The organism is Algibacillus agarilyticus, assembly GCF_003286125.1.
GTDB classification, from domain to species: Bacteria; Pseudomonadota; Gammaproteobacteria; order Enterobacterales; family Alteromonadaceae; genus Algibacillus; species Algibacillus agarilyticus.
The window spans coordinates 1-13,739 of record NZ_QMED01000038.1; the positions used below are offsets into that span (position 1 = coordinate 1).

Annotated in this window: 11 protein-coding genes and 1 rRNA gene; 6 read left to right on the forward strand and 6 right to left on the reverse strand. The window is 38.2% G+C overall.

Annotation, left to right across the window (positions count from 1 at the left end):
* Positions 1-10: 10 nt before the first annotated feature.
* A 16S ribosomal RNA gene (locus DPX34_RS19305) occupies positions 11-1,540 on the reverse strand.
* Between the two features lie 582 nt (positions 1,541-2,122).
* On the opposite strand from DPX34_RS19305, the gene DPX34_RS19310 reads away from it, so the two are divergent.
* Positions 2,123-2,620 (forward strand): RNA recognition motif domain-containing protein, encoded by a 498-nt coding sequence (locus DPX34_RS19310; RefSeq protein ID WP_111980077.1) that lies wholly within the window; start codon positions 2,123-2,125, stop codon positions 2,618-2,620.
* Between the two features lie 41 nt (positions 2,621-2,661).
* On the opposite strand, the gene DPX34_RS19315 is transcribed toward DPX34_RS19310, so the two are convergent.
* On the reverse strand, positions 2,662-4,023 hold the full coding sequence (locus DPX34_RS19315; protein WP_111980078.1) for a DUF5610 domain-containing protein: 1,362 nt from the start codon (positions 4,021-4,023) through the stop codon (positions 2,662-2,664).
* Positions 4,024-4,179: 156 nt separating this feature from the next.
* On the opposite strand from DPX34_RS19315, the gene trmA reads away from it, so the two are divergent.
* Positions 4,180-5,277, forward strand: a complete 1,098-nt coding sequence (trmA, locus tag DPX34_RS19320; protein WP_111980079.1) for a tRNA (uridine(54)-C5)-methyltransferase TrmA — start codon at positions 4,180-4,182, stop codon at positions 5,275-5,277.
* A 7-nt stretch (positions 5,278-5,284) separates the two neighbouring features.
* On the opposite strand, the gene fabR is transcribed toward trmA, so the two are convergent.
* The gene (gene fabR / locus DPX34_RS19325) at positions 5,285-5,893 is read right to left on the reverse strand and encodes an HTH-type transcriptional repressor FabR (RefSeq protein ID WP_111980080.1); all 609 of its coding nucleotides are present in this window, start codon (positions 5,891-5,893) and stop codon (positions 5,285-5,287) included.
* 152 nt (positions 5,894-6,045) lie between these two features.
* Here fabR and DPX34_RS19330 point away from each other — a divergent pair, with 152 nt between their 5' ends.
* Together DPX34_RS19330 and sthA are read left to right on the forward strand one after the other, a co-directional pair.
* Positions 6,046-7,191, forward strand: a complete 1,146-nt coding sequence (locus tag DPX34_RS19330; protein WP_111980081.1) for an acyl-CoA desaturase — start codon at positions 6,046-6,048, stop codon at positions 7,189-7,191.
* 206 nt (positions 7,192-7,397) lie between these two features.
* On the forward strand, positions 7,398-8,831 hold the full coding sequence (sthA, locus tag DPX34_RS19335; RefSeq protein WP_269815543.1) for a Si-specific NAD(P)(+) transhydrogenase: 1,434 nt from the start codon (positions 7,398-7,400) through the stop codon (positions 8,829-8,831).
* Between the two features lie 139 nt (positions 8,832-8,970).
* On the opposite strand, the gene hemE is transcribed toward sthA, so the two are convergent.
* Positions 8,971-10,035 (reverse strand): uroporphyrinogen decarboxylase, encoded by a 1,065-nt coding sequence (gene hemE / locus DPX34_RS19340; RefSeq protein WP_111980083.1) that lies wholly within the window; start codon positions 10,033-10,035, stop codon positions 8,971-8,973.
* A 149-nt stretch (positions 10,036-10,184) separates the two neighbouring features.
* Positions 10,185-11,006: an NAD(+) diphosphatase gene (nudC, locus tag DPX34_RS19345; RefSeq protein WP_111980084.1), complete on the reverse strand. Its 822-nt coding sequence runs from the start codon at positions 11,004-11,006 to the stop codon at positions 10,185-10,187.
* Between the two features lie 142 nt (positions 11,007-11,148).
* On the opposite strand from nudC, the gene rsd reads away from it, so the two are divergent.
* Entirely contained in the window at positions 11,149-11,628 is a 480-nt protein-coding gene (gene rsd, locus DPX34_RS19350; protein ID WP_111980085.1) for a sigma D regulator, read from the forward strand.
* Between the two features lie 373 nt (positions 11,629-12,001).
* On the opposite strand, the gene DPX34_RS19360 is transcribed toward rsd, so the two are convergent.
* Positions 12,002-12,718, reverse strand: a complete 717-nt coding sequence (locus DPX34_RS19360; protein ID WP_111980086.1) for a SapC family protein — start codon at positions 12,716-12,718, stop codon at positions 12,002-12,004.
* Positions 12,719-12,896: 178 nt separating this feature from the next.
* Between DPX34_RS19360 and DPX34_RS19365 the strand changes: the two genes are divergently transcribed.
* The gene (locus tag DPX34_RS19365; protein WP_157964798.1) at positions 12,897-13,730 is read left to right on the forward strand and encodes a putative RNA methyltransferase; all 834 of its coding nucleotides are present in this window, start codon (positions 12,897-12,899) and stop codon (positions 13,728-13,730) included.
* Positions 13,731-13,739 lie beyond the last annotated feature (9 nt).

Here is a 13,739-nt window from a genome sequence, read left to right on the forward strand (position 1 = left end):
AAGTCTTAGGTAAGGAGGTGATCCAGCCCCAGGTTCCCCTAGGGCTACCTTGTTACGACTTCACCCCAGTCATGAACCACACCGTGGTAAACGCCCATTATTAAGCTATCTACTTCTGGTGCAGCCCACTCCCATGGTGTGACGGGCGGTGTGTACAAGGCCCGGGAACGTATTCACCGCAGCATTCTGATCTGCGATTACTAGCGATTCCGACTTCATGGGGTCGAGTTGCAGACCCCAATCCGGACTACGACAAGCTTTAAGGGATCCGCTTACTGTTGCCAGTTCGCTTCCCTCTGTACTTGCCATTGTAGCACGTGTGTAGCCCATCCCGTAAGGGCCATGATGACTTGACGTCGTCCCCACCTTCCTCCGGTTTGTCACCGGCAGTCTCCTTAGAGTTCTCAGCATTACCTGCTAGCAACTAAGGATAGGGGTTGCGCTCGTTGCGGGACTTAACCCAACATTTCACAACACGAGCTGACGACAGCCATGCAGCACCTGTCTCACAGTTCCCGAAGGCACACTAAAATCTCTTTCAGCTTCTGTGGATGTCAAGGGATGGTAAGGTTCATCGCGTTGCATCGAATTAAACCACATGCTCCACCGCTTGTGCGGGCCCCCGTCAATTCATTTGAGTTTTAATCTTGCGACCGTACTCCCCAGGCGGTCTACTTAGTGCGTTAGCTGCGCCACTCACGTCTTAAAGACACAAACAGCTAGTAGACATCGTTTACGGCGTGGACTACCAGGGTATCTAATCCTGTTCGCTACCCACGCTTTCGAACCTCAGCGTCAGTCATTGTCCAGGGGGCCGCCTTCGCCACTGGTATTCCTTCAGATCTCTACGCATTTCACCGCTACACCTGAAATTCTACCCCCCTCTACAAGACTCTAGCTGAACAGTTTTGAATGCACGGCCGAGGTTGAGCCCCGGTGTTTCACATCCAACTTATTCAGCCGCCTACGCTCGCTTTACGCCCAGTAATTCCGATTAACGCTTGCACCCTCCGTATTACCGCGGCTGCTGGCACGGAGTTAGCCGGTGCTTCTTCTGTTGCTAACGTCACATCTGATGGGTATTAACCATCAAACTTTCCTCACAACTGAAAGTGCTTTACAACCCGAAAGCCTTCTTCACACACGCGGCATGGCTGCATCAGGGTTTCCCCCATTGTGCAATATTCCCCACTGCTGCCTCCCGTAGGAGTCTGGACCGTGTCTCAGTTCCAGTGTGGCTGATCATCCTCTCAGACCAGCTAGGGATCGTCGCCTTGGTGAGCCATTACCTCACCAACAAGCTAATCCCACTTGGGTTCATCCTTAGGCGAGAGCCGAAGCCCCCTTTAATCCGAAGATACTATGCAGTATTAGCCATCGTTTCCAATGGTTATCCTCCACCTTAGGGCAGATCCCCAAGCATTACTCACCCGTCCGCCGCTCGTCATCAAAGTGCAAGCACTTCATGTTACCGCTCGACTTGCATGTGTTAGGCCTGCCGCCAGCGTTCAATCTGAGCCATGATCAAACTCTTCAAAAAAAGTAAATCTGGGTCTCAATGAATTCTGATTTGCAAACAAATAAATTAATATTCGTTTTGTTTTGACCGTGTAAGTCACTCAGAGAACATTAAGTTAATTTTATATACTTAATATTTGCGAGTGCTCACACAGATAAGTAAGCTACCAAATTGTTAAAGAGCCATCTTTCGATGTTCGCTGCAAGAGTTACCTCGTTGAGCGGGATGCGAATAATACGCTTCCTGATTTCAATGTCAATACTTTATTTTAAATTGTTTTTTAGCTTTCTAAAAAACTGTCTAAACTGTGTTTCATTCGGAGTAAGCATTTTACATTAAAACCTTAACCCGACTGACTTAGCGGCGTTGCCTGCCTTGTCTGTGGGGGCGCATTATAGGGATTTAATCTCACCCGTCAACACTCTTTTTCAATTAAATTAATCTTTTTTTATATTTACAGTAAAACGCTCATTATTTATACTCCACCATTCTGTTCTCGCTGATTTATTATTCGATATCGTTTTTCAATTTAATTTCAGACCGTGAACAGTTGTTTTCTCAGTTATATTTCTATTATTTTAATTTTCCTTTTAGGGTTTATTTATGTCTATTAAAGTTAAACAGTTATCTGTTAGTGTCATCTTAGCCATTGTTGGCTTTATTTTATTACCTGTTATTGGTGTATCAATTGAATCAAACATTACACTTTCATTAGGTATTTTAATTGGTGGGTTTGTTTCTTCATTTATTTCACCGTCTACTGCAACATCTGAAGTAAATTCAGATAAACCGACTAAAGCTTACAAAGGTCCTACAAAAACGCTTTATGTTGGTAACTTACCTTATAGAGCTAACGAAGCTTCTGTTAGAGAGTTGTTTGGACAATTTGGTGATGTTATTTCAGTTAGATTAATGCGTGATCGCAATACAGGTAAGCGTAAAGGTTTTGGTTTTGTTGAAATTGCAGAAAAAGATGCAGAAAAAGCAATATCGAGTCTTAATGATGCTGAATTTCAATCTCGCTCTTTAAAAGTACGAGAAGCTAAAGAGCGTCCTGCTCCTGCTGATAATGCTTCAGCACCTGAAGCATTAGCAGAATAAAAAATAGGCTTAGATTATTTATATAATCTAAGCCTTTCTATTTAAGCTTCCTTAACTTCTTCTTTTATCTCATCCTTAATACCTTTATTCTTTTGCACAGCTTCAGCTTTTTCACCGTTCAATAACACTTGATTAAAATGATTAAATTTATCTAAAGCAGAAAATAAATCCTGACTGCTTAATTGGTATTGTTGACCAAGTAAAGCTTGTATTGTTGTTTGAAGTTCATCTTCGCTCTTAAGTGAGTGTTCAGAGCTTTGCATTATTTCGATTAACTTTTGTGCATATTCTTTTATAGGCTGACCAATAGATTTGGGCATGTCTTTATCTTCTTTAGCCACTTCAGACATACCAGCAATTTGTTTATAAGCTTGTTGTACTTTTACTTTGTTTGTCATTTCTAGTTCAATGGCATAATTTGATATTTCTTTTTGATCAAATCCGAGCTCAGTGGCTTTTTCATAAGCCGCGGTTACATCACCATTATAAAATTCATCCGCTAAACTCGATATATTATTGATTAAGTCGCCAACGGCTTTAAGTTCAGCCTCATCTAATTCACCTTCTACACTGAATGCAAACTTATCATTATGATAATTTTCAATACTATGCTCTTTTGATCGGGTATATAAATTACCCTCTGCGTTTTCTTCTGAAGTTTGTTCTTCTTTACGTTTTTCGTTATAAGCACGTAAACTTTCAAAATTAATGGTAACAACATCACCATCATTAGTTTGAATTTCGATGTTACCTGTTTTTTCGCTACTGATTTCTATACTTTCTTGATAACCAACAGCTTCGTAACGATAAGCACCATTATAATCTGGATCATTTATTTGTTGCTCAAAACGATCGAAACCAAAATTAATAAGACCATTAGTCTTTTTAATGCCCTCATCAATTTCACCACCGGGTAATATTGAATCACCTAATATTTTTCGAGCATCACCAATCCCTTTCTCTACACCTTTGCGTGCCTCTCCGAGCATTTGTAACAATTGCTCAGTTTTTGCTCCTCCTTTTGCGGCTCCAGTTAAAGCCCCCCCTACAAAATTCAATACGTTTTTAGCTACATCTTCAAAATCAAATAAGGGTTTGCTTTCTGCGATTGCTTTTTTAATATCCAGATCTTTTAGTTGCTGTATATCACTTGTCTCTTCTGGCGCAACAAATTGGTTTCTCAATTCGCCCATTTTATGCAAATGCTCTTGCATTGATTGGGTTAATATTTTAATACTCGTTTGTTGAAACGAAGTGGAACTTAAATGCGTCTCGACTGCATGTGATTCGCTTTTTACAATTGCACTCGTTGATTCTGTATTATCTGTTGTCGTTTGACTTTTAGTTACGTCAACTGGAGTCGCTTGTTTATTGCTACTCTCATTTATGGCTCCAACATTCATGGGATTGCCTCATTATATTTTTATCTATATTAAGATTATCGACTATTTTTGGGTAAAATTTAGGCAAAAATTAAATTATTTAAATCAGAATAGATTTAATAGCCTAGACACAATTGGATTCACCGTTACAATGTTGCTTTTTTGCAGGAAAAAGCAATGCGCGTTGACGAAATAGACACTAGCCAATATACCAAACTTCTTGAAGATAAAGTCCAGCAAACATGCTCATTGTTTACCGAACTTACATTACCCAAACCAACAGTTTATCAATCACCAGTCGAACAATATCGTTTGCGCGCCGAATTTAGAGTTTGGCATCAAGACGATGATAGTTTTTACATAATGTTCGATCCTGTCAATAAAGAAAAATTTAGAGTAGACCACTACATTCCTGGTTCCGCTTTAATTCAACAACTTATGTTGCGTATACGCGAAGAATTTTTACCTAATGAAATATTAAGACGCCGCTTATACCAAGTTGACTTTTTAACAACACTTTCAGGTGAAGCGTTAGTTTCACTTATTTATCACAAACCATTAGATAATGAATGGTTAACCGAAGCCAAGGCACTTAAAACACGGTTAGAATCTGACTTTAAAATAAATATTATTGGCCGCGCCCGTAAACAAAAAATAGCGGTAGATAACGATTTTGTGAATGAGGTTATTTCATTAGACGGTATTGATTACCATTATAAGCAAATCGAAAACACGTTCACTCAGCCTAATGGTCATATCAATCAGTGTATGTTGCAATGGGCTCGTCATATTTCTAAATCACTCACAGGTGATTTACTCGAACTTTATTGCGGAAGTGGAAATTTTAGTATCGCCTTAGCCAATTGTTTTGATCGCGTTGTGGCAACTGAAATAGCTAAAACATCGGTAAAAGCCGCCAATGAGAACTTAGCAACCAATGGCATTACTAACGTAGTGATTGGTCAAGCATCGGCTGAAGATTTTTCGGCTGCGTATTTTGAAGGTAAACAAGTTAAGTCTTTACGTGATATATCACTTAAAGATTATAATTTTTCTACAATACTAGTCGATCCTCCTAGAGCGGGTTTGGATGATAATACAGTAGAGTTGGTTAAAAAGTTCGATAACATTTTATATGTCTCTTGTAACCCTGAAACGCTTAAGGCAAATTTAACCGCAATTAAATTAACCCATGATGTGCAAGATTTTGCGTTATTTGATCAATTTCCTTATACCCATCACATAGAATCTGCAGTCTGGCTTAAGCGGCGCTAACTTAAATTTAACTATGTTTACTATATGCAGCTGCGCCTTTACTAATAACGCGCAGTTGTAGTACGAGTCTTTCTGCTAACTGCTCACGCTTTTTCTTTTTTAAATCAATTGCTTCTGCGCCTCCAGCAAAAACTAACTTGACCATTGACTCTGCTTGTATAAAAGCAAAGTCATGACTACAACCTGTTTTATTCTCAATGTAATCAGTCAACTCTGCAATAAAATGTTGTATCTCCCTAGCAACCGCGGTTCTGAATGAGCTAGTCGTTCCTGATTTTTCTTGCAGTAATAATCTAAATTCATTTTCATTCGTATCCAAAAACTCCATAAACGTATCAATTGATATTTTGATAACAGAACCGCCATCTTCAATACGTTTACGTGCTTGTCGCATCAGTTGGCGTAATAACAAGCCCGACTCATCAACTAGAGTTAAGCCTAGTTCATTTAAATCTTTAAAATGACGATAAAAAGAGGTAGGTGCGATCCCCGCTTCGCGAGCGACTTCCCGTAAACTTAAATTTGAAAAACTACGTTCCGCTGATAGTTGACTAAAGGCTGCCTCAACAATGGCTTGCCTTGTTTTTTCTTTCTGCTGAGCGCGGATCCCTAACATGGATAGCCTTATTAATTTAAATTGATCACGAAATTCTAACACAGCAACATAAAATATCGAGCGCCAATGTTGAATAAAATAGGACAGTAAACTCGACAAATTATTTTTTTAGCTTACACTTGTAAGCTAGAATTTATTAACACTTTATATTTATGAAAAAGAATCAATCCCCCATAATTTGGACAAATGTTATTGTATTTGCTGTCACAGGGCTTATTTCATTATTACTTGTCCCTTATTACGCATTAACGCATGGCTTTGATGCTGTAGAAATTACAGCCACAATATTATGTTTAGGTTACTGCGGTATGTCGATTACGGTTGGCTATCACCGTTTATGGTCACATAAAACCTACCAAGCACATCCAATTGTTAAATTTGTACTCGCTATCGGTGGTGCGTTTGCTTTGCAAAATAGCATATTACATTGGTCATCAGATCATCGTAACCATCATCGTCATGTCGACAATAATGATCACGACCCATACTCAGCTAAAAAAGGATTCTGGTTTTCTCACATAGGCTGGATGTTACGAGAGCACCAAGGCAGCAAATATAAAAATTACGATAATTGTAAAGATCTGCAAAAAGATAAAATAGTCATGTGGCAACATAAAAATTATTTATGGCTAACCCTACTTTGCAATTTTGGTATTCCAGCCCTGCTAGGTTGGTTAAATGGCAATATGATTGGCATGCTACTTTCAGCCGGTGTTTTACGATTAGTGTTAAGTCACCATTTTACTTTTTTCATTAATTCACTTGCTCATATCTGGGGTAAACAAACCTATTCAGACGCACATACCGCAAGAGATAATCCGATTCTCGCTTTAGTGACATACGGCGAAGGTTATCATAATTTTCACCACACATTTGAATATGATTATCGTAATGGTACTAAGTGGTATGATTTTGATCCCAGTAAATGGTTTATTAAAACCGCATCTTATTTAAAATTAACCTGGGGCTTACGAGAAGCGCCAGAAGAACGAATTGAAGCCGCTAAGCTAAAACACCGCATGGAAAAAACGCGCAATAAAATTTTAAAAATGCCTAATCATGATGAAGTTTTAAACAAACTTGAAGCAGAGTACGACGTATTGTTACGCCGAATGAACGCATTTTATAAAATCAAAAAACGATATGTTGCCATTAAGCGTAAAAAATGGACTGAAAATGTTGAACAAAGTGACGTTTATCACCAAATTAAAGAATTACAGATGGAACTCAATGATTTAAAACAACGCTTTAAAGTACAAAAAAGAACATTCAATGGATTAAGTTTGCAATATAATTAGTTCTAAATCTTCAACCATATTAAGCACTTAAAATTATCTTTAAGTGCTTCCTTTTTTATTTCATCTCTTTGCCAAGTCTACATTGCTAAAATAAATAACGAGCATATAGTGTTATTTACACCTAAAGCATGCATATTTTACAAAATTCATTAAACTTTACGTTGTAGCAGTTCTATCTTCTAATACCAAGAATGGGTACACACACAGTGACAGCATCTAATAAAAAGAAAACACAAAAACCAGAAATAAAATTTGACTACCACACTATCATCATTGGCACCGGCCCTGGTGGTGAAGGTGCGGCAATGAATTTAGCCAAGCAAAATAAAAACGTCGCCATAATTGAACGGTACGAATCCGTCGGCGGCGGTTGTACACACTGGGGAACAATCCCTTCAAAAGCGTTACGTTATTCCGTTTTACGCTTAATCGAGTTTAAAAATACGCCTTTGTTTAGCAGTGCAGCACAAGGCTTAAACTTAACCTTCCCTGATATTTTGCAGCAAGCTAGTAGTGTCATTCGCAAACAAACAAATTTACGCTCAACATTTTACAATCGAAATGGTGTAAATTTAATTCACGGTGAAGGCTCATTTGTTGATAAAAATACGGTTGCGATCCGCAAACAAGACGGCGGTGTCGAAACCATCACAGCACAGAATATTATTATTGCAACGGGCTCACGCCCTTATCAGCCACCCGAAGTAAACTTTTCTCATCCTCGTGTTTATGATAGTGATAGTATTTTATCACTGAGTCATTCTCCGCGTTCAATCATTATTTATGGTGCAGGCGTCATTGGTTGTGAATACGCCAGTATATTTAAAGGATTAGGGGTCAAAGTTGATTTAATTAATACACGTGACCGCTTGCTCGAATTTTTAGACAACGAATTTTCAGATTCATTAAGTTATCATTTAAACAGTGGTAAAACGACGATACGCAGTGGTGAAGAATGTAAACAAGTCGAAACACTTGATGATTGTGTTGTTTTACACACTCAATCAGGTAAAAAGATAAAAGCAGACTGCATTTTATGGGCGAATGGTCGAACGGGTAATACTAACCGCTTAAACTTGGAAGCGGTCGATTTAAAAGCCAACAGCCGAGGTCAAATTGAAATCAATGGTAACTATCAAACCGGTGTCGAAAATATTTACGCTATAGGAGATGTTATTGGCTACCCTAGTTTAGCGAGTGCAGCCTTTGATCAAGGCCGTATTGCTGCGAATGCTATTTTAAATGGTGTCGCCGGTTCAGCTCTTATCGAGAACATTCCAACGGGGATTTACACGATCCCTGAAATTAGCTCAGTTGGTAAAACTGAAGAGCAATTAACAGCGGCTAAAATTCCCTATGAAGTAGGTAAAGCACAATTCAAACATTTAGCTCGAGCGCAGATGGCGCAATCAGAAGTAGGTGGTTTAAAGTTATTATTCCATACCGAAACAAAAGAAATTTTAGGCATACATTGTTTTGGTCAAAATGCATCTGAAATTGTCCATATCGGCCAAGCGATAATGCAACAAACCAATGGCGGTAATAATATTGAATATTTTGTTAATACCACATTCAATTACCCAACGATGGCAGAAGCTTATCGTGTTGCGGCGTTAAATGGCTTAAATCGACTTTTGTAAGCCAGGGGGGTGACGAATGTTATCTTCCGTCTTTATATGATGAATGAAATATATATACCCAAGTGACTTGGGTATAGTAACTAAAAAAGACTTGAAGTGAATTCAAGTCTTTTTAGTTTATCGCTTCAAAAACATCATTTTATTTATGATATGTTTTAGAAAGCTCAACCACTGCATTGATAAAAGCACCGGCGTTTTCAGGCTTCACTTCTGGCGTGATACCATGGCCCAAATTAAAGACATGGCCAGTACCTTCACCATAGCTGTCTAAAATCATAGAAACTTCCTGCCTGATACGCTCAGGAGAAGCATAAAGTATTGCAGGGTCCATATTACCCTGCAATGCTACTTTATCGCCTACACGTCGACGTGCATCACCGATGTTAATAGTCCAATCTAATCCTATACCATCACAACCCGTCGCCGCGATATCTTCTAACCATAACCCGCCATTTTTAGTAAATAATACACAGGGAATACGTTCGCCGTTATTATTTAAGTTTAAGCCGTCAACAATCTTCGCCATATAATCCAATGAATATTCACGATAATCATGGTGAGTGAGTACACCTCCCCATGTATCGAATATTTGCACGGCTTGTGCGCCCGCATCAATTTGCGCATTTAAATACTCAGTGACGGATTCGGCAAGTTTAGTCAATAATAAGTGCAACGCTTCTGGTTCTTCATAGGCCATACGTTTAATTTTACTAAACGTTTTGCTGCTACCACCTTCAACCATATAGGTCGCTAATGTCCATGGGCTACCAGAAAAACCGATTAAAGGCACTTCACCTTTAAGTTCACGCCGTATAGTACTTACTGCATCCATTACATATTTTAAATCTTTATTGGGATCGGGTACTTTTAACGCAGCAACATCCATTAAATCATTAATTGGGTTCTTAAATTTTGGCCCTTCGCCTTCTTCAAAATATAAACCTAACCCCATTGCATCAGGGATAGTTAAAATATCAGAAAATAGAATCGCAGCATCAAGTGGATAACGTCTCAATGGTTGCAAAGTCACTTCACACGCTAACTCGGTATTTTTACACAATGACATAAAATCACCGGCAAGTTGTCTTGTAGCTCGGTATTCAGGTAAATAACGTCCCGCTTGGCGCATCATCCATACCGGAGTGCGATCAACCGGCTTTTTAAGTAAAGCATCTAAATAACGTCTATTTTTTAACTCGGCCATTTCTTGTCCTATTACATTTAAAGTTAACAAAGAGTTAACTTATTATTAATTTTATATTGACTTAATTTAATGCTATTTGGTATAAAACCCCTGCGCTAGAATAAAAACTAGAAGCTCGCTTAACGGGACCACGCACTAAATATTCAGCCTTACACTTGTAAGGCTTTGTTTTTCTCTTCTTTATTGTTTACAGCCCACTCAATCAACTTTCCAGCGATACTCTGTAAACCGGGTGTTTTAGGTAATGTATCAAGCTCAAACCATTTAGCATCAGCAATCTCTCGAGTATCAATAACAATATCACCTTTATCATATTCAGCTGTAAACCCTAACATCATATTATGCGGAAAAGGCCATGCTTGGCTACCAAAGTAATTGATGTTTTTTATTTTAACGCCAACTTCTTCTTGTACTTCTCGATGAACAGCTTGCTCGGCGGTTTCACCGGGTTCGATAAACCCCGCAAGGGCAGAATACGAACCCGTTTTTGATCGTTTACCTTTGGCTAATAAAATTTGAGTTCCATGAGTAATCACTACAATAATACAAGGCGATACACGCGGGTAACAACGATGATGACACTTGTCACAATGCTTCGCTATTTCCCACGTTATACTACGCATTCGTGTACCACAGCGGCCACAAAATTTATTAGTTTGATAAAAATAATTAAATGAAAACGCCTTAGCCGCATATTCAAATAAATCAGCGGGCGCATCCAATAATAAATCACTTAAAGAAAACCAAGCTGCCTCGGCAAAATGTGAAAGATCAACTTTATATTCACTAACATAATAGATTAGCCTATTTTCAAACATTCCGACTTCAGTTGCCGAAATAGACTTCGCTATTTTTTTTGTTAATAAAGGAAATTGTCGCATTTCAGGCAACCATAAAACTTTATCGCCTTTTACAACAATACAAAAAACATCACTTGTTAAATTGGTGTTATCAGGATGTTTCTTAATCATTTCAACCCTTATTGACCACTTAAATATACTATTTTGCTATATTTGGTGCTTTCTTGCTATATTTTTGCAAGAATTAGTTGACCTAGACCCCCTTTTTTTTTTAGATTGGGCATAGCAAAACAATAATGATGAGAGAAATAATATGTTAAGCCGTTTAGAATCAACACAGGCTCAATATGGTGGTACAAGTAAAGTTATTGATAACTGGTTAGAAGAACGCCAAGAATGGCTCGTCAGATATTGTCAATTAGCTGGACTTCCTCCTTTTGAGAAGAAAAACCAAACCCTACCCGAACAAACTGAAGTTCAAGCCTTCTGCCAAATTATGCTAGATTATTTATCTGCTGGGCACTTTGAAGTTTATGATCAAATAGTCGCTAAATGTGAAATACATGGTGGAGAAAGCCTACAATTAGCCCGTAGTTTAACCCCTAAAATATCGGCTTCAACCGATACTGCAGTCTCGTTTAATGATAAATATGCAGATTCTCAAATATCAGATGATGATTATGAGCGCTTTGATGCAGACCTATCTAAATTAGGCCAAATAATGGAAGAGCGTTTCGAATTTGAAGATGAATTAATTCACACACTTCATACTAAACACGCAGAAACAATTTAACACTACGTGAGCCTGAATAACGTTTAATTCGGGCTTATACCTATCCGTAATAATAAGTGCCTACTCAGCGAGCGTTTAAATGCGCTTAGATGAAAGAATAGTAGTGCTCTTTTGAGTTCGAGCAACACAGAGTAAGCGCATTTAAAATTCGCCTGAAAGGAATGCCCCAGCGGCTTTTGACCTGCGTTATCGGTATTTGAAAGGGAACAACCATTCCTGTACACCGACGCCTTGTTCAAAAACCGCCGGACGCACTCTGAGAGATCACTTATTTATATGAATTGGTATTACATTTAATATATTTAACTATAGATTAAAAACAAAAAAACCGGCTATTAGCCGGTTTTTTTTATAGTGTCGAACTTATATCATTCTATTTTGCTAAAGATTGACGCGCTAAACGTGGCACTTGAGCTAAAGAAGATAGCTGACTATAAATAGCATCTAAAACACCTTTATGACGAAACTCTAAAAAGGTTTGGTCAGGTAAATCACGGAATTTTTTCTCATCAACTAGGTAAAAGCCGCTTAAACGCTTCTTTTGGCCTTCAGGCGTCGTTAACTCAAGCGTTTGCTCAACTAATAATTCATTAGTGGCTAATAGCTCACAGAAGCGCTGAGTCATTGCTTCTTGTTTTTGTAAGTCAGTTAAAAATTCGCGTACTTTTTCTAAAAACTCAGTTGGAGTGCCATCTTCGTTAAATAAAGCTTGGCCTTCTTCTTCATTGTAAGCTGCGCTTTCTTCATCAACACAAATAGCAAAAGAAGTTTCATCTTCTTTTTCAGATACCGTAGCCACACCAAAAGGGTAACGACGTAAAATAGCAGGCACATAAGGCGCTTCCCATTTACCTTCGCTGTCGATAAAACTATTCTCGCCTTCATTAGTACCAAATAAAGCGATAGGACGGAAATCTTCACCTTCAGGTGATTTTACAAATACAATTGGAAAACTGGCTGCTGCACGTGGGAACTCGTTGACATTAACACTGGCTAAATGAAAACCACGCGCAAATTCGAAAGAGTTAATCGGCTGAATTTTTGCGTTTTTATGAGCATCAGCATTAATAGGGACTAATTTCTTAAACATGTTGTTTGAATTCCTTACACTCGAGTAAAATTTTATTGAAAAGCAGTAAACTTATTTGTAGATAATCGTTTTATGCGCAATCAAATAACGTTTTTTATTTTATGTATAAGTATAATGCGAACTTGCGAGAAAAATTCAAGTGCGATTTACAAATAATTAACTAAAAATGGCAACTAATTTGATTTCTACAGTAGATTTACTATGCCCGCTTGATCATAGCGTGCTAAAAAACAACCAAAACAGCTTCATATGTGCGCAAGGTCATACCTTCGATTGTGCTAAAGAAGGTTATGTAAATTTATTACCCGTGCAGAATAAACGTTCTAAAATGCCAGGTGATAACAAAGAAATGGTTCAAGCTCGCAAACAGTTTTTGAATACCAATTTGTACGAAAAAATAAGTGATGCACTCATTAACCATCTCCACGCATCAAACAATGAACAAACGGTTTTAGATGCAGGGTGTGGTGAAGGCTACTATTTAAATCGTTTATGCAAAATAGCACAGCAAAAAGGGCACAGCATAAAAGGGGTCGGTTTAGATATTTCTAAATTCGCTATTCAAGCTGCGGCTAAACGCAATAAAGACCTCACTTGGTTAGTCGCGAGTAATAAATTAATACCGCTCAAAGACGATAGCCTTGATGTACTCATCTGTGCTTTTGGTTTTCCCGTTTATGCAGAATTTGCAAAAAAATTAAAATCACAGGGTAAACTCATTTTAATAGAAACAGCTGAGCACCATCAGAAAGAGTTAAAAAATATTTTGTACCCTCAAGTGAAACCTTACAGTGAATTGAAGCTACAGCCCGCACAAGAGCATGGTTTTATCCATGAAACTCAAAGTAAAACTTGTTATGAAATCAATCTTAACAAACAACAGATAGCACAGTTATTAGCGATGACACCTCATTTATATCGTGCACCTAAAACAGGTATCGCGGCAGTGCAAGCACTTGATTTTTTAACGTTAACCGTTGATGTGAACATTCATGTATTTCACAAAGCCTAGCTAAATAAT

Bases quoted from the DNA above. Each gene is read 5' to 3' on its own strand.
- DPX34_RS19310 (WP_111980077.1), top strand. From the start codon at position 2,123: ATGTCTATTAAAGTTAAACAGTTATCTGTTAGTGTCATCTTAGCCATT.
- DPX34_RS19315 (WP_111980078.1), bottom strand. From the start codon at position 4,023: ATGAATGTTGGAGCCATAAATGAGAGTAGCAATAAACAAGCGACTCCA.
- trmA (WP_111980079.1), top strand. From the start codon at position 4,180: ATGCGCGTTGACGAAATAGACACTAGCCAATATACCAAACTTCTTGAA.
- fabR (WP_111980080.1), bottom strand. From the start codon at position 5,893: ATGTTAGGGATCCGCGCTCAGCAGAAAGAAAAAACAAGGCAAGCCATT.
- DPX34_RS19330 (WP_111980081.1), top strand. From the start codon at position 6,046: ATGAAAAAGAATCAATCCCCCATAATTTGGACAAATGTTATTGTATTT.
- hemE (WP_111980083.1), bottom strand. From the start codon at position 10,035: ATGGCCGAGTTAAAAAATAGACGTTATTTAGATGCTTTACTTAAAAAG.
- nudC (WP_111980084.1), bottom strand. From the start codon at position 11,006: ATGATTAAGAAACATCCTGATAACACCAATTTAACAAGTGATGTTTTT.
- rsd (WP_111980085.1), top strand. From the start codon at position 11,149: ATGTTAAGCCGTTTAGAATCAACACAGGCTCAATATGGTGGTACAAGT.
- DPX34_RS19360 (WP_111980086.1), bottom strand. From the start codon at position 12,718: ATGTTTAAGAAATTAGTCCCTATTAATGCTGATGCTCATAAAAACGCA.